The organism is Streptomyces sp. NPDC051909, from assembly GCF_040681095.1.
Taxonomy (GTDB): Bacteria; Actinomycetota; Actinomycetes; order Streptomycetales; family Streptomycetaceae; genus Streptomyces.
The window spans coordinates 482712-498133 of record NZ_JBFAYA010000002.1; the positions used below are offsets into that span (position 1 = coordinate 482712).

Genomic DNA, 15422 nt, shown 5'->3' on the forward strand with positions numbered 1-15422 from the left:
CACGAAGACAGGGCTTCAAAGAAGCCGCTGTGTCGTGGTTAAGAACCTATGGGGCTTGACGGGGCGGGCGCAAACTATTTTTCCCACGAGTTTTCATCAGTCCTCCTCGTCGCTTCCTCCGGGCTCCTCACCTGCGCAGATGGCGAGAACATCGGCACCGAAGCGGTCGAGCTTGCGGGCCCCCACCCCGGAGATCGAGGAGAGCTCCCCGTCGGAGGACGGGACGCGCTCGGCGATCGCCATGAGGGTCTTGTCGGTGAACACGCAGTAGGCGGGCTGGCCGAGCTCGCGGGCCTGGACCGAGCGCCACTCGCGCAGCCGCTCGTACAGCCCCTCGTCCATGTCGGAGGGGCAGCCCTCGCAGCGCATCAGCTTCATCTCGCCGGCCTCGGTGAGGGTGGCGCCGCAGACCCGGCAGAGCACCGGTCCGCGCCGCTTGCGCCGGCCGCCGGAGCCCGCGCCCCGCTCGATGCCCCCGCCGCCGCCCGCGCCGGACCCGCCGAGCGGGCCGGAGCCGGGCCGCAGGCCCTTCAGGAAGCGGGTGGGGCGCCGGGAGGCCCGGCCGCCCGGGGAGCGCGAGAGCGCCCAGGACAGCGACAGGTGGAGCCGGGCCCGGGTGACGCCCACGTAGAGCAGCCGGCGCTCCTCCTCGACCTGCTCGTCGGTCTTGGCGTAGGTGATCGGCATCATGCCCTCGGTGAGGCCGACCAGGAAGACGGCGTCCCACTCCAGGCCCTTGGCGGCGTGCAGCGAGGCCAGGGTGACGCCCTGGACGGTCGGGGCGTGCTGGGCGGCGGCCCGCTCGTCGAGCTCGGCGACCAGGTCGGAGAGGGTGGCGCCGGACTTGGCCCGGGCGAAGTCCTCGGCGAGCCGCACCAGCGCGGCCAGCGACTCCCAGCGGTCCCGGACCGCGCCGGAGCCGGCCGGCGGCTCGCTCGTCCAGCCCTTGGTGGAGAGCACGGCGCGCACCTGGGACGGCAGGTCCTCGGCGTCGTCGAGCAGCGCGTCGTTCCCCCCGGCGCGGGCGGCGCCGCGCAGGGCGACGCCCGCCTCGCGCACCTCCTGGCGCTCGAAGAAGCGCTCGGCGCCGCGCAGCTGGTAGGGCACGCCGGCGTCGGCCAGGGCCTGCTCGTAGACCTCCGACTGGGCGTTGATCCGGTAGAGCACGGCGATCTCGCCCGCCGGGACGCCCGCGGCGATCAGGTCGCGGATGCAGCGGGCGGTGCCCTCGGCCTCGGCGGGTTCGTCCGCGTACTCCGTGTAGGCCGGCTCGGGGCCCGGGTCGCGCTGGGAGATCAGTTCCAGGCGGTGCTCGGCGGCCTTGCCGCGGGCCTGGCTGAGCAGCCCGTTGGCCAGGTGGACCACCTGGGGGGTGGAGCGGTAGTCCCGGACCAGCTTGACCACGGTCGCGTCCGGGTGTCGGGTGCGGAAGTTCAGCAGGTGGTCGGGGGTGGCGCCGGTGAACGAGTAGATCGTCTGGCTGGCGTCGCCGACCACGCACAGGTTGTCCCGGTCGCCGAGCCAGAGGTCGAGCAGCCGCTGCTGGAGCGGCGAGACGTCCTGGTACTCGTCGACCACGAAGTGCTGGTACTGCCGGCGGATCTGGTCGGCGATGTCGTGCCGGTCCTGGAGGATGCCGACGGTGAGCAGCAGCACGTCCTCGAAGTCGATCACGTCGCGGTCGCGCTTCAGCTGCTCGTACATCGCGTAGATCTGGCCGATCTCGGCGGGGTCGCGGGGGGCCTCGCGGAGCGACTTGCCGACGGCCGCCGGATAGTCGGCGGGGACGGTCTGAGTGACCTTGGCCCACTCGATCTCGCCGGTGACGTCCCGCAGCTCGTTCCGGTCGAGCCGGACCCGGCAGCGCGCGGCGGCCTCGGCGACCAGCTGGATCTTCCGCTCCAGCAGCCGGGGCAGCTCGCCACCGACGGCTTTCGGCCAGAAGTACTGGAGCTGCCGGAGGGCCGCGGAGTGGAAGGTGCGGGCCTGGACGCCGCCCGCGCCGAGCTGGCGGAGCCGGCCGCGCATCTCGCCGGCGGCACGGTTGGTGAAGGTGACGGCGAGCACGCTCGCGGGCGGGAGTATGCCCGCGCGCACCCCGTAGGCGATGCGGTGGGTGATGGCCCGCGTCTTGCCCGTGCCGGCGCCGGCCAGCACGCACACCGGGCCGTGCAGGGCCAGGGCGACCTCGCGCTGCTCCGGGTCGAGCCCGTCGAGCACCGCGTCGGCCGACTCGGGGACCTGCGGGAAGAGAGTGGAGTGCGTTGCTGCTGTCACCCCGCCATGCTGCCAGGTTCCGTGGGGTCGGTGCGGCGGGTCGTCCACAGGCGGGCGGCCGCGGTCATACGAATCACAGACCGTGGTTTCCGGGAATGGCCGGGTGACCGCGTACGTTCTTCCTCTCGGCACCGACCCGAGCGACCCCGACCCGAGGAGCACCAGGCCATGCAGGGCACTGTGACGATGTACAGCACGACGTGGTGCGGCTACTGCCGCCGGCTGAAGAGCCAGATGGACCGCGAGGGCATCGCGTACACGGAGATCAACATCGAGCAGGACCCCGAGTCGGCCGCGTTCGTGGAGAAGGCCAACGGGGGCAACCAGACCGTACCGACGGTGCTGGTAATCGCCCCCACCGGTGCTGAGTCGGTCATGACGAACCCGAGCCTCGCGCAGGTCAAGCAGGCCCTCGCCGTCTGACCCTCCCGATCCCCCTTATGTACGGCAGGGCCCCCGCTCCGGCGGGGGCCCTGCTCGCGTCCCGGTGATCATTCAGGGGCGCGAGCGCACTGCTCCAAGGAGGCCTTTGACGTGGACCTGCCCACAAGCCGCAGCTCCCACGGCCCCGTGTTCACGTCAAAGTCCTTGCCGAACCCGACCCACTTCCCGGCCATCCTCCGGCCGGTCGGCTCCACCGAGAGTTGAACGGCCCCGTGGTACCGGGCCCCGTTGTAGTAGCCGTCCGCCGCCGTCTGCTCGACCCACGACCCCGTGACGCCGTTCCGGTCTACGGTCAGGTCGAGCCTGGCGACTGGTGACAAGCCGCAGCCGTAGAGACCGGCGGCAACGTGGAGATCGGCCCGGAGCACTCGAGTCAGAGCAGGGCCCGGACTCGGTCTCTTGTGGTCCGGAGCGACTGCGGCGTCCTGGCAGGCAAAGTACCGGGCGGGGAGATGGGAGAGGCCCCCACGGCCGGGGGGCCTCCTCGCCTACTCGCCAGGCGTCAGACCTGAATCAGCGCGGTCTCGGTTTCCTCTGCTCCCTTCGCTTCCTCTTCGGCCCTCTTCCGCTCCGCCGCTCTCTCCGCTTCGAAGTCCTCCCAGCGGCTGACGATCTCCCACTCTGCGCCCGTAAGCGCCTGGGGCTTCGCGTAGGGCCTTCCGGGCAGCGAGATAGGACCGATCGGGGCCAGCACCTGGGATGCCTTGGCCGGCGTGTCCCACCACGAGATTCCCTGCTGGCGAAGGTTCTCGATCAGGTCACCGGGGTCAATGGCCATCACGTCGTGTCCGAAGTACGCCTTCACCTTGTGCTTCTTCAACCACTCGCGACGCTCGTCCACGGTGGACCGCTGCCACCAATCTGCGTAGCTCTCGCCGGTCGAGACCCAGACAGTAACCGGCTTGGGGCCTTCCTGGCTGGTGATCTTCTCCCGATCCTGCGCAAGACTGGCCATCTGGGAGGCGTAGGCGGTGGCGCACATCTGCCCTTGTTGGAACTCCTTGTTGAGCTGGTTCATCTTGCCGTCGATGACCGCAAGCTTCGCCGCCCTGCTGTCGTCGATGGTGGTGCTGGACTCCATCCTTTCGAGATGGCCGATCTCTCCGAGCAACGTGGATTCGAGCCAGGGGTAGAGGTCGTCAGCCCAGAACGTGAGCTTCGGACACGCCTTGATTCCCTGGCTCTTGTTTCCGTGACAGCGGTACCGCTCACGCTTGCTCTTGGACGGGACGCCCTTGACGTAGTAGATGGGGCTCTTGCACATGAGGCAGAAGGTCACGCCGACCGTGGGGGACGTAGAGCCCTTCTGCTTCTTGTACTTGACCGAGGCGACGGCCTCGGACAGCCTCGTCCACTCCTCCTCGTTCAACACCGGCTCCGACCTCATGACAGGTGAGCCGTCGTCGTTGCGGACCACGGCCCCGTCGGCGCGTACGTACTCCCCCAACAGTGACCGGCTCGTCAGTACGGCTTGCACCGTGGTCGGCGTCCACCGGCTTCCCCGTGGCTTCGGGTCAGCCAGCCGGGTCGTGCTCTCACCCGCTGCCGCACGGATGCGGGCGATGTCCTGGACCGTGGGGACACCTCGGTCATTCAGCCAGTCGGCCACGGCCGAAAAGCTCGGCTTCTCGATGAACCGCCGGATCATCTCGATGAGCGTCGGGCCGTACTCCGGGTCGAGTTCCAGAGTGAACCCTTCCTCGCCCTTCACCGCCCTGCGCCCGAACGGGACAAGGCCGCCCGGCCAGCGGCCCGTCCTGCGCATGGTCTCCCGAGATGCCTTGTTACGGGCCTTGATGGCGTCCAGCTCGGCCTCTGCGACCACGGCCAGGATCTTGGCGATGGTCCTGCCCCACGGCTTCGAGAGGTCGAACCCCTCCTCGCAGGAGATCAGTCCCTTACCGTTCGCCTCGCACCACTCGATGATGTCCAAGAGGTGGCGAACCGACCGTGCGATGCGGTCGATCTTCAGGATGACGATGTGGTCGAACTGGTCCTTCTTGTTGTTGAGCCAGTCCCCCAGAGACGGGCGCATCCACGGCGAGACGGACGCCGACACGTCGATATCGACGGCGAAGTCCACCAGTTCCATCTCTTCGGCGTCCGCACGCTTACTGATGCGGATGCGCTGCGTTTCCTCACCGGTCTGATTCTCGTTACCAACGGACAGACGGACCACGCCAAGAGCCCTGGGCTTCTCGCTCACGGGCCTCCCCCTTCGCCGGAGTCGAGGTGACCCTCCCCGGCCACCTGCCTCAAGAGGGAAGTGTACAGACCGTACCGACGGTGCTCTTCGCTGACGGCTCGACGCTGACGAACCCGTCGCTCGCCCAGGTCAAGCAGAAGGTCGGCGTCTGATCCCGCCTGGCCGAAAAAAGCCCCCGCCCAGCAGTGCTGGACGGGGGCTGTTCGGGATCGGAGGCCGATCGGGGTCAGACGGCGTCGCCGGGCCTCGGCAGCGGCTTGCCGTACCAGAGCTCGATGAGCCGGGAGGCGATCGAGATCCCGTACGGCGGCAGCACCTCGCCCGACTCGAAGGCGGCCGCCAGGTCCTCGCGGGAGAACCAGCGGGCCTCGTGGATCTCCTCCCCGTCCACGTCTATCTCGGCGGAGGTCGCCCGGGCGAAGAAGCCCAGCATCAGGCTGGACGGGAAGGGCCAGGGCTGGCTCGCCACGTACTCCACCTCGCCGACCGTGACGCCCGCCTCCTCGAAGACCTCGCGCACCACCGCCTGTTCGATGGACTCGCCCGGCTCCACGAAACCGGCCAGGGTCGAGAAACGGCCCTCGGGCCAGTGCACCTGGCGGCCGAGCAGCGCGCGGTCCCGGTCGTCGGTGACCAGCATGATCACGGCCGGGTCGGTGCGCGGGTAGTGCTCGGCGCCGCAGGCCTGGCAGCGGCGGACGTGCCCGGCCGCCGCGATCACCGTGCGCTCGCCGCAGCGCGAGCAGAAGCGGTGCAGCCGCTGCCAGTTCTCCAGCGCCACCGCGTGCGTCATCAGACCGGCGTCGCGCGGCGAGAGCAGCAGCCCCGCCTCGCGCAGCCCGGCGGGCCGGGCCGACTGGTCCATGCGGCCCGGCAGGCTGTCCTTCTGCAGCGCGAAGTAGGACACGCCGTCCTCGTCCGTGCCCAGGAAGTAGCGGTGGGTCTCGGTGACCGGGGCCTCGAAGGCCGGGGTCATGACCAGCTCGGTCCGGCCGTCGGGCGTGTCGTCGATCAGCACCTGGCCGCCCGAGACCACGAAGACCCGGGTCGTCGGGTGGCTCCAGGCGGCCGCGAGCCACGCCTCGTCGAGGCGGTGGTGGGCGGCGCGGTCGATCCCGCTCGGGGCGGTGAGCGAGACCGGGCGGTCCGCGAACGCGTTGTTCAAGGTGCTCACAGGTGCTTCCAACTCCCCCGGATCGGTGTCAGTGAATGCGAAGTTCAGCGGAGGGCGGCGGGCAGTTCGCCCCACAGGTGGGCCGTGGTCTCGACGCCCTTGAGGAGCAGGTCGAGCTCGATCTTCTCGTTCGGCGCGTGCCAGCCGTCCGACGGCACCGAGATGCCCAGGAACAGCACGGGCGCGCCGAGCACGTCCTGCAGGTCGGCCGCCGGTCCGGAGCCGCCCTCGCGGGTGTAGCGGACCTTGGCGCCGTCGAAGGCGCGGCTCATCGCGCCGGCCACCGCCCTGAGGGCGGGGTGGTCGAGCGGGGTCAGGCAGGGCCGGGTCGGGGCGCCGAAGACGATCTCGTGGCGGACGCCCGCCGGGACCAGGCCGGCCAGCCAGTCCCGTACCGCGGTCTCGATCCGCGCCGGGTCCTGGCCGGCGACCAGCCGGAAGGACAGCTTCAGGTGGGCGGAGGCGGGCACGATCGTCTTGCCGCCGGGGCCCTGGTAGCCGCCGCCGATGCCGTTGACCTCGGCGGTCGGGCGGGCCCAGACCCGCTCCAGGGTGGAGTAGCCGGCCTCGCCGAGGGTGCCGTACGACTTGGCGGTGGACAGCCAGCCGGCCTCGTCGAAGGGCAGCTCGGCGATCAGCCGTCGCTCGTCCTCGGTGAGTTCGGTCACTCCCTCGTAGAACCCGGGGATCGCGACCCGCTCGTCGGCGTCGTGCAGGGCGGCGACGATCCGGCCGGCGACGGTGGCCGGGTTGGGCACGGCGCCGCCGAAGGATCCGGAGTGGATGTCCTGGTCCGGCCCGTACAGATCGATCTCGCAGTCCGCGACCCCGCGCATGCCGGTGCACACGGTCGGGGTGGTCTCGGACCACATGCCGGTGTCGGAGACGATCACGACATCGGCGGCGAGCCGGTCGGCGTGCTTCTCCACCAGGGCGCGGAAGTGCGGCGAGCCCGACTCCTCCTCGCCCTCCACCACCAGCTTCAGGTTGACGGCCGGCGCCGTGCGGCCGGTCGCGGCGAGGTGCGCGCGGACGCCGAGGGTGTGGAAGAACACCTGGCCCTTGTCGTCGGCGGCGCCCCGCCCGTACATCCGGCCGTCGATCACGGTCGGCTCGAACGGGTCGGTGTGCCAGCCGTCCTCGCGGGCGGCGGGCTGCACGTCGTGGTGCCCGTAGACGAGGACGGTCGGCGCGTCCGGCGCGCCGGACGGCCACTCGGCGAAGACGGCGGGCGCGCCGTCGGTCTCCCACACCTCGACGGTCGAGAAGCCGGTGTCCGTGAGCCGGGCGGCGAGCCAGTCGGCGCTGCGGCGCACGTCCCCGGCGCGCTCCGGCTGCGCCGACACCGAGGGGATCCGCAGCCACTCGGCGAGGTCGTCGAGGAAGGCGGTGCGGTGCTGCTCGATGTACGCGCGTACGGCAGCGGTCGGTGCGGCGTGGACGGCGTTGTCCGGGGTCTCGCTCATGCCACCGAGCCTATCCGGCGCCGGAAGCCGCTCCGTCCCCGGCCAGCCCGTCCCCGGCCGGCCCGTCCCCAGCCAGCCCGTCCCCGGCCAGCCCGTCCCCGGCCGGGGTGCCGAGCAGTACGGTCTCCAGCTCGGCCCGGCCGGGCAGCCGCCGCGGCCGTACGACCTCCCCGGTCCGTACGTACACGAAGGCGGCGGCCACCTCCTCGGGGTCGAGGCCGTGCTGCTCGGCCCAGGCGAGGCGGTAGATCGCCAGCTGGAGCGGGTCGGCGTTGCGCAGGTGGCTGGTCTTCCAGTCGACGATCTCGTACGCGCCGGTGTCCGGGTCCCGGTACACGGCGTCGATCCTGCCGCGGACCACCCGGCCCCCGAGGGTGAGGTGGACGGGGACCTCGACCCGGTACGGGGTGCGGCGGGCGTACGGGGTGCGGTCGAAGGCCTCCTTGAGCGACTCCAGGTCCCGCTCGTCCAGGATCTCCGGCTCGCCGGCGAACTCCTCGCCGCCGGGCAGCTCGTCCGGCCCGAGGAACGGCAGCGGCAGCTCGTCGAAGCGGGACTCCACCCAGGCGTGGAAGCGGGTGCCGCGCCGGGCGGCCGGCTGCGGCGGCTTCGGCATGGGCCGGGCCAGCTCCTTGGCGAAGCCCTCGGGATCGGCGGCGAGGCGAAGCACCTGGGAGGCGGAGAGGTACGCGGGCAGCAGGACGTCCCGCGTGGTGGCGCGGGCGCGCCGCAGCTCGGCGGTGAGGGCGGTGAGGTCTCGGTCCCAGGAGGCGATGGTGCGCTGCTCTTCCGGGGTGAGGGGGTTCGGCTCCTCGCGCGGTGCGGGCACATGGGGCTCGTCCCACTCCGGTTCGTACGGAGGGTCCTCCAGGTCCTCCGGGAGCCAGAGGTCGTCCGGCTCCTCCCGAACGGGGGCAGGGGCGGGGACAGGGTCGGGGGGAGGGGCGGGGACTTCGCGGGCCCACAGGCGGTCGAGGACCAGCCGCGCCGCCTCCCGCCGCCGCTCCATGCCCTCCTTGTCCAGCGGCAGCGGCCAGGCCTGGTCGCGCAGTTCCGCCGCGAGGACCGGGTTCTCGGCGCCTTCCTCCGGCGGGTCCGCCCAGGCGTCGATCTCGCCGTGGCCGGCGGCGCAGTGCTCGTACAGCGCGAGCAGGAAGTCGGAGGGGCCGCGGGGCTTCTTCTGCGCCGGGCCCCACCAGTGGGCGGAGCCGAGCAGCAGGGAGCGGGGGCGGGTGAAGGTCACATAGCCGAGGCGCAGCTCCTCGGTGTGCTGGTGGTCGCGCATCGCGTTCTTGAAGGCGGTGAGCGCCTTGGCGTCCCAGGTGTCGAGCGCGGGCAGGGTGGCCGCGTCGCCGCGCAGGGCGTGCGGGAGGACCTGCGGCTGGGCGGCCCACGACTCGCGGGCGCGGGCCGACGGGAACTGGCCGGTGACGAGGCCGGGCACGGCGACGACGTCCCACTCCAGGCCCTTGGACTTGTGCGCGGTCATCACCTTGACGGTGTTCTCGCCGCCGGGCAGCGCGTTGTCGAGGCCCTTCTCGTACTGCGCGGCCGTGCGCAGGAAGCCGAGGAAGGCGAGCAGGGTGGCCTCGCCGTCGAGGGAGGCGAAACCGGCCGCGATGTCGAGGAAGTTGCCGAGGGTCTCGCGGCGGCGGGCGGCCAGGGCGTGCGGGGAGGCCGACAGCTCGACCTCCAGGCCGGTGGCGGCGAGCACCCGGTGCAGCACGTCCATCAGCGGGTCGGCGAGCGAGGTGCGCAGCGAGCGCAGTTCGGCGGCGAGGCGTGCGAAGCGGACCCGGGCCTCGGCGGAGAACGGCAGTCCGTCGTCCTCGCCGCCGCCGGTGCTTCCCTGGTCGAGGAAGGAGTCGAGCGCGTCGGCGAGGGAGATCACCTCGGCCGGGTCGACGCCCTCGACGGCGGCGGCGAGCCGCTGGTCGGCGTCGTCCGCCTCCGCTCCCGGCCGGTGGACGAGCAGCCGGGCGCGGCGGCCGAGCAGGGCCAGGTCGCGGGGGCCGATCCGCCAGCGGGGGCCGGTGAGGAGCCGTACGAGCGAGGCGTTGGCGCCGGGGTCCTGGAGGACCTCGCAGACCGCGACCAGGTCGGCGACCTCGGGCAGGTGCAGCAGCCCGGACAGGCCGACGACCTCGACCGGCACGTCGCGGGCGACGAGGGCGGCCTGGATGGCGGGGAAGTCGGTGGCGGTCCGGCACAGGACGGCGATCTCGCCGGGTTCGGTGCCGGTGCGGACGAGGTGGGCGAGGCGGTCGGCGATCCAGTCGAGCTCCTCGGCGTGGGTGGGCAGCAGGGCGATCCGCACGCTGCCGTCCCGCTCGGCGCCGGGCGCGGGCCGCAGCGCCTCCACGCCCGCGTGCATGGCGCGCAGCGGCGCGGCGAGGCCGTTGGCGAGGTCGAGGAGGCGGCCGCCGCTGCGCCGGTTCTCGGAGAGCGCGAAGCGGGTGGCGGGGGTGCCGTCCTCGTGGGGGAAGTGCTCGGGGAAGTCGTCGAGGTTGGCGACGGAGGCGCCGCGCCAGCCGTAGATGGCCTGGCAGGGGTCGCCGACGGCGGTCACGGCGTGGCCCGTGCCCTGTCCGAAGAGGCCGGAGAGCAGCAGCCGCTGGGCGACGGAGGTGTCCTGGTACTCGTCGAGGAGCACCACCCGGAACTCGTCGCGGAGGATCGCGCCGACCTCGGGCCGGGTGGTGGCGAGCTCGGCGGACAGCGCGATCTGGTCGCCGAAGTCGAGCAGGTCGCGGGAGCGCTTGGCGGCGCGGTAGCGCACGACGAGGTCGAGGAGCTCGCGCCGCGCGGTCGCCGTCTCGGGGAGTCTGCGCAGGTCGGCGTTGGTGAGCCTGGCGCCGGCGAGTTCGGCGAGCAGCTCGGAGTCGTATCCGAGGAGGCGCTCGGGTGGTACGAGGTGTTCGGCGAGCTCGGCGTCGAGCGCGAGCAGGTCGCCGACCAGGGTGGGGAAGGAACGGGTGAGCGCGGGGTACGGGCCGGGGGCCTCGCGCAGCACGCGTGCGGCGAGCTGGTAGCGGGTGGCGTCGGCGAGCAGCCGGGAGGTGGGCTCAAGGCCCAGGCGCAGGCCGTGGTCGGTGAGGAGCCGGCCGGCGAAGGCGTGGTACGTGGAGATGAGGGGCTCGCCGGGCGGCTCGTCGGGGTCGATGACGTCGGGGTCGGTGACCCCGGCCCGGACGAGGGCGGTGCGGACGCGCTCGGCGAGCTCGCCGGCGGCCTTGTTGGTGAAGGTGAGGCCGAGGACCTGCTCGGGCGCGACCTGGCCCGTGCCGACCAGCCAGACCACCCGGGCGGCCATCACCGTGGTCTTGCCGGAACCGGCTCCGGCCACGATGACCTGCGGGGCGGGCGGCGCGGTGATGCAGGCCGTCTGCTCCGGGGTGAACGGGATGCCGAGCAGCTCCTTGAGCTGCTCGGGGTCGGTGATGCGTGCGGTCACCCGAAAGAGGCTAACCGGACGGACCGACAGTCCGGACCGGGTGACCGGACGGCCGGGGTGGGCCTCAGGCGGGGGTGCCCTGGTCCAGCTTGGTGAGGTCCACGGTCTGGTCGGCCGGCGGGGTGACGACCTTCACGGGCTTGTCGTAGTCGGAGAGGACCACGCTGCCGGGGTCCGTGCCGCCCGTCTTCACCATCTTCAGGATGTACGGCTTGCCGCGCTCGGAGACGGACACGGTGGTGGTGGTCGTGGTGTCGCCGCTGGTCTTCCGCTTCACCAGGGTGGCGACGGGGGTGCCCTTCACCTCGCCGTCGGGGCCGCGGACCAGGCCGGTGCGCTGTTCCTTGTTCCTGCCGAGGTCGGCGAGGAGCGACTTCAGGTCGCAGACGCTGCCGAGGTCCTCGGTGCCGGGCTGTCCCTGGGGGATCTTCAGCCAGCGGCCCTTGAGGAGCTCGATGGTCGCGTCGATCTGCGCGGGGGGCATGCCCTGGGAGGTCATGGAGGCGCGCCAGAAGGCCTCGTCGCCCTTCATGTACGTGGCGCCACCGGTGCGGCGGAGTTCGGCGGTACCGCCCTGGAGCCTGATCGCGCCGGTGCACTCGCTCTTGTCGCTGACGGAGAAGTCCACGACCAGCGGCTGTCCGCCGGAGGAGACCCGGCCGGTCATGCGCAGGGAGTGCGCGGACCGGGTGGCGGCGACGGCCTTGTCGCCGATCTGGTCGGCGGTGAGGCCCTTGAAGGGGTCGGGCGAGGGGCTCGGAGCCCGTACGGAGACGGGTGGGGACGCGAGTGGGGACGCCGGTGGGGACGCGGTGTGGCCGGCGGGTGCCAGGGCGACGGGTGCGGCGCCGATCAGCGCGGTGCACACGACGGCGGCGGCGGCGCGGAGCTTGGTGGTCTGGGACGCCATGCGGGCCTCCTCCGGGACTCCCCGAAATTCCAGGGTGCCGGAGCGGGCGGGGGCCCGCTACTCCACGATCTGGCGGCCCTCCGGGCGGGCGCTGCACGAGGCGCGGAAGGAGCAGGTCGTGCAGTGCTGCCCGGCGGTGGGGGTGAAGCGCTCGTCGAGGACGCGGCCGGCGGCGTCGGCGAGGAGGTCGCCGATCCACTCGCCGTCCGGCGGTTCCTGCGCCTGCACCTTGGGCAGGGCGTCGCCGCCCTCCTTCTTGGGTGCGGCCTGGCGCAGGTGTACGAGTTCGGCGCCGCCGGGTTCGGGGGTGCGGCCGCCGAAGACCTCGTCGACGGCGCCCTCGCGGACGGCGAGCTGGTAGACGGCGAGCTGCGGGTGGTGGGCGACCTCGTCCTTGGTGGGCGCGGACTTGCCGGTCTTGAAGTCGACGACGTAGGCGCGGCCGTGCTCGTCGGCCTCGACGCGGTCCATGGAGCCGCGGATGCGGACCTGGTACGCGCCGGCGCCGAGGGTCACGTCGAAGTCGTGCTCGGTCGCGGCGGGGGTGCGGCCCGCGCCCCGGTCCATGACGTGCCAGTGCAGGAAGCGCTCCAGGGCGACCCGGGCGTTCTGCTTCTCCTGCGCCGACTTCCACGGCGCGTCGAAGGCGAGGGCGTCCCAGACGGAGTCGAGGCGGGCCATGAGGACGTCGAGGTCGGCGGGGGTGCGGCCGGAGGCGACCTCGTCGGCGAGGACGTGCACGACGTTGCCGAAGCCCTGGGCGGTGGTCGCGGGGGCGTCCGCCTTGACCTCGCGGCCCAGGAACCACTGCAGGGCGCAGGTGTTGGCGAGCTGGTCGAGCGCGGAGCCGGAGAGGGCGACGGGGCGGTCCCGGTCGCGCAGCGGCACCTCGCTGCGGGTCGGCTCGGCGAGGCCCCACCAGCGGTCCGGGTGGGCGGCCGGGACGAGCGGGTGGCCGTCCTCGTCGGCGAGGGCGGCGAGGGTCGCGAGGCGTTCGGCGGCGGCGGCGCGCAGCTCGGGCGAGGCGTCGGGGTCGACGGTGGTGGCCCGCAGCTCGGCGACGAGCGCGGCGACGGCGAGGGGGCAGCGGGGGCGGCCGGTCACCTCCTTCGGCTCGACGCCGAGCTCGGTGAGGAAGCGGGAGGGCTGGTCGCCGTCCTCGGCCGGGGCCTTGACGGCGGTGACGACGAGGCGGTCGCGGGCGCGGGTGGCGGCGACGTAGAAGAGCCGGCGCTCCTCGGCGAGCAGCGCGCCGGGGGTGAGCGGCTCGGCGAGTCCGTCCCGGCCGATCCGGTCCGCCTCCAGGAGCGAGCCGCGCCGCCGCAGGTCGGGCCACAGGCCCTCCTGGAGGCCGGCGACGACGACGAGGCCCCACTCCAGGCCCTTGGAGCGGTGCGCGGTCATCAGGCGCACGGCGTCGGGGCGGGTGTGGCGGCGGGTGAGGGTGTCGGCGGCGATGTCCTGCGCGTCCAGCTCCTCCAGGAAGTTCAGCGCGCCGCGCCCGCCGACCCGGTCCTCGGCCCGCGCCGCCGTCTCGAACAGCGCGCACACCGCGTCCAGGTCCCGGTCCGCGTTCCGCCCCGCGGGCCCGCCCCGCAGCGACGCCCGCTCAAGCCGCCCGGGCCACGGCGTCCCGTCCCACAGCAGCCACAACGCCTCCTCCGCAGTCCCTCCGGCGGCCAGCCTGTTCCGCGCCGCCTGCAACAGCAGCCCGAGCCGCCGGGCCCCGCGCGCGTACGTCTGGTCGTGCGCGACCAACCGCTCCGGCTCGGCCAGCGCCCGCGCGAGCAACACGTCCGACGGCGCGGGCACCTTGTTCCCCCCGGCCCGCTCCTCGTCGCGCAGCGCGCGCCCGAGCCGCCGCAGATCGGCGGGATCCATCCCGCCGAGCGGCGAGGCGAGCAGAGCGACGGCGGTCTCGGTGTCGAGCCAGGCCGCGGGCGCGGCGGGCGCGGCCGGGTCCGGACCTCCGGGCCCGGGGGCTGTGCCCGCCCCGGCGCCGGGGGCATCGGAGCCGGTGCCGCCAGCCGGGACCTCGGGCCCCTGGCCCGCATCGGCGCCGCCCTCGGCAGGGGCCTCGGGGTCCTGCCCCGTGCCCGGCGACACGCCGGGGCCCGCGTCCGCCTCCCCCGCTCCGCCCGCCGCCGCCCGCAGTGCGAGGAGCAGCGGGGCGACGGCCGGTTCGTGGCGCAGGGGTGTGTCGGCGGCGTCGGTCTCCACCGGGACTCCGGCGGCGGTCAGGGCGCGGCGGAGGGACGGGAGGGGGGTGGCGGAGCGGGTGAGGACGGCCATGTCGTGCCAGGGGACGCCGTCTTCGAGGTGGGCGCGGCGGAGGAGGTCGGCGATGTTGTCGGTCTCGGTGGAGGGGGTGGGGTAGGTGTGGACCTCGGCACGGCCGCCGTCGCGGACGGGGGCGAGGGCGCGGTGGGCGCGGACGCGGTCGGCGGGGAGGCGGGGCAGCGGCATGCGCTGGGTGAGGAGGCGGGTGGCGGCGAGGAGGGCGGCGCCGGAGCGGCGGGAGGTGTCGAGGACGCGTACGGCGGCGCCGAAGGCCGCGGGGAAGTCGAGGATGCCGTTCACGTCGGCGCCGCGGAAGGCGTAGATGGACTGGTCGGGGTCGCCGAAGGCGACGACCGTGGCGGCGGTGCCGGCGGTGAGGCCGCGCAGCAGCCGGACCTGCGCCGGGTCGGTGTCCTGGTACTCGTCGACGAAGACCGCGTCGTACGAGGGGAGGGAGCCGGGCGCCGCGGACTCCGTGAGCAGCACCGCCCGGTGGACCAGCTCGGTGTAGTCCAGGACGCCCTGGAGGTCCATGACGTCGAGGTACTCGGCGAGGAAGCCGGCCGCCGCGCCCCAGTCGGGGCGGCCGACGCGCCGGGCGAAGGCGCCGAGGGCGTCGGGGCCGAGGCCCAGTTCGCGGGAGCGGGCGATGACCGCGCGGACCTCGTCGGCGAAGCCGCGTGTGGTGAGGCAGGCGCGCAGTTCGTCGGGCCAGCGGACGTGGCCGAGGCCGAGCTTCGCCAGGTCGATCTGGCCGCCGAGGAGTTCCCGTACCGCCAGGTCCTGCTCGGGCCCTGACAGCAGCCGCAGCGGCTCGGCGAACAGGTCGGCGTCCTGGTGGGCGCGGACGAGCGCGTAGCAGTACGAGTGGAAGGTGGTGGCCTGCGGCGGGCGCCGCCCGCCCAGCCGGGCCGCCATCCGGTCGCGGAGTTCCACGGCCGCCTTGCGGCTGAAGGTGAGGACGAGGAGGCGTTCCGGGTCCGCGCCCGCCTCCACCCGCGCCGCGACCGCCTCGACCAGCGTCGTCGTCTTGCCGGTGCCGGGTCCGGCCAGGACCAGAAGTGCTCCGTCCGTGTGCTCAACCACCGCCCGCTGTGCCGCGTCAAGCACAGGGGGCCGTACCGGTGCCGGCATGGCCCGCACCAGCCGGTACGCGCCGGGGCCCCGCGTATGCCGAAGGGTGGAGGAGGAAGTCACGTGGGTCGCCGGTC

8 protein-coding genes and 2 pseudogenes are annotated in these 15422 nt (G+C 73.3%); 2 read left to right on the forward strand and 8 right to left on the reverse strand.

Annotation, left to right across the window (positions count from 1 at the left end; translation table 11 throughout):
- Window positions 1–96: 96 nt before the first annotated feature.
- Window positions 97–2277: an ATP-dependent DNA helicase UvrD2 gene (locus AB0M18_RS05175; protein WP_365755420.1), complete on the reverse strand. Its 2181-nt coding sequence runs from the start codon at window positions 2275–2277 to the stop codon at window positions 97–99.
- 168 nt (window positions 2278–2445) lie between these two features.
- Between AB0M18_RS05175 and AB0M18_RS05180 the strand changes: the two genes are divergently transcribed.
- The gene (locus AB0M18_RS05180) at window positions 2446–2700 is read left to right on the forward strand and encodes a mycoredoxin (RefSeq protein ID WP_365755421.1); all 255 of its coding nucleotides are present in this window, start codon (window positions 2446–2448) and stop codon (window positions 2698–2700) included.
- A 68-nt stretch (window positions 2701–2768) separates the two neighbouring features.
- Here the strand turns inward: AB0M18_RS05180 and AB0M18_RS05185 are convergent.
- Window positions 2769–3023, reverse strand: a pseudogene (locus tag AB0M18_RS05185) (XRE family transcriptional regulator); the annotation flags it as partial.
- A gap of 200 nt (window positions 3024–3223) precedes the next feature.
- Window positions 3224–4927 carry a recombinase family protein gene (locus AB0M18_RS05190; protein ID WP_365755422.1) on the reverse strand — a complete coding sequence of 568 codons (1704 nt, stop codon included), beginning with the start codon at window positions 4925–4927 and terminating at the stop codon, window positions 3224–3226.
- A gap of 65 nt (window positions 4928–4992) precedes the next feature.
- Between AB0M18_RS05190 and AB0M18_RS05195 the strand changes: the two are divergent.
- Window positions 4993–5079: pseudogene (locus AB0M18_RS05195) on the forward strand (NrdH-redoxin); the annotation flags it as partial.
- Window positions 5080–5153: 74 nt separating this feature from the next.
- On the opposite strand, the gene nudC reads toward AB0M18_RS05195, so the two are convergent.
- From nudC to AB0M18_RS05220, 5 genes are all read right to left on the reverse strand, one after another.
- Window positions 5154–6101, reverse strand: a complete 948-nt coding sequence (gene nudC, locus AB0M18_RS05200) for an NAD(+) diphosphatase (RefSeq protein ID WP_365755423.1) — start codon at window positions 6099–6101, stop codon at window positions 5154–5156.
- Window positions 6102–6145: 44 nt separating this feature from the next.
- Window positions 6146–7567 carry a dipeptidase gene (locus tag AB0M18_RS05205; RefSeq protein WP_365755424.1) on the reverse strand — a complete coding sequence of 474 codons (1422 nt, stop codon included), beginning with the start codon at window positions 7565–7567 and terminating at the stop codon, window positions 6146–6148.
- 10 nt (window positions 7568–7577) lie between these two features.
- Window positions 7578–11021 carry a UvrD-helicase domain-containing protein gene (locus AB0M18_RS05210; RefSeq protein ID WP_365755425.1) on the reverse strand — a complete coding sequence of 1148 codons (3444 nt, stop codon included), beginning with the start codon at window positions 11019–11021 and terminating at the stop codon, window positions 7578–7580.
- A 64-nt stretch (window positions 11022–11085) separates the two neighbouring features.
- A complete protein-coding gene (locus AB0M18_RS05215; RefSeq protein ID WP_365755426.1) occupies window positions 11086–11931 on the reverse strand; it encodes a hypothetical protein in 846 nt (281 codons plus the stop codon).
- 57 nt (window positions 11932–11988) lie between these two features.
- Window positions 11989–15345: an ATP-dependent DNA helicase gene (locus tag AB0M18_RS05220; RefSeq protein ID WP_365755427.1), complete on the reverse strand. Its 3357-nt coding sequence runs from the start codon at window positions 15343–15345 to the stop codon at window positions 11989–11991.
- Window positions 15346–15422 lie beyond the last annotated feature (77 nt).

Excerpts from the sequence above, each read along its gene's own strand:
- AB0M18_RS05180 (WP_365755421.1), top strand. The coding sequence starts at position 2,446 with ATGCAGGGCACTGTGACGATGTACAGCACGACGTGGTGCGGCTACTGC.
- AB0M18_RS05215 (WP_365755426.1), bottom strand. The coding sequence starts at position 11,931 with ATGGCGTCCCAGACCACCAAGCTCCGCGCCGCCGCCGCCGTCGTGTGC.
- AB0M18_RS05205 (WP_365755424.1), bottom strand. The coding sequence starts at position 7,567 with ATGAGCGAGACCCCGGACAACGCCGTCCACGCCGCACCGACCGCTGCC.
- AB0M18_RS05220 (WP_365755427.1), bottom strand. The coding sequence starts at position 15,345 with ATGCCGGCACCGGTACGGCCCCCTGTGCTTGACGCGGCACAGCGGGCG.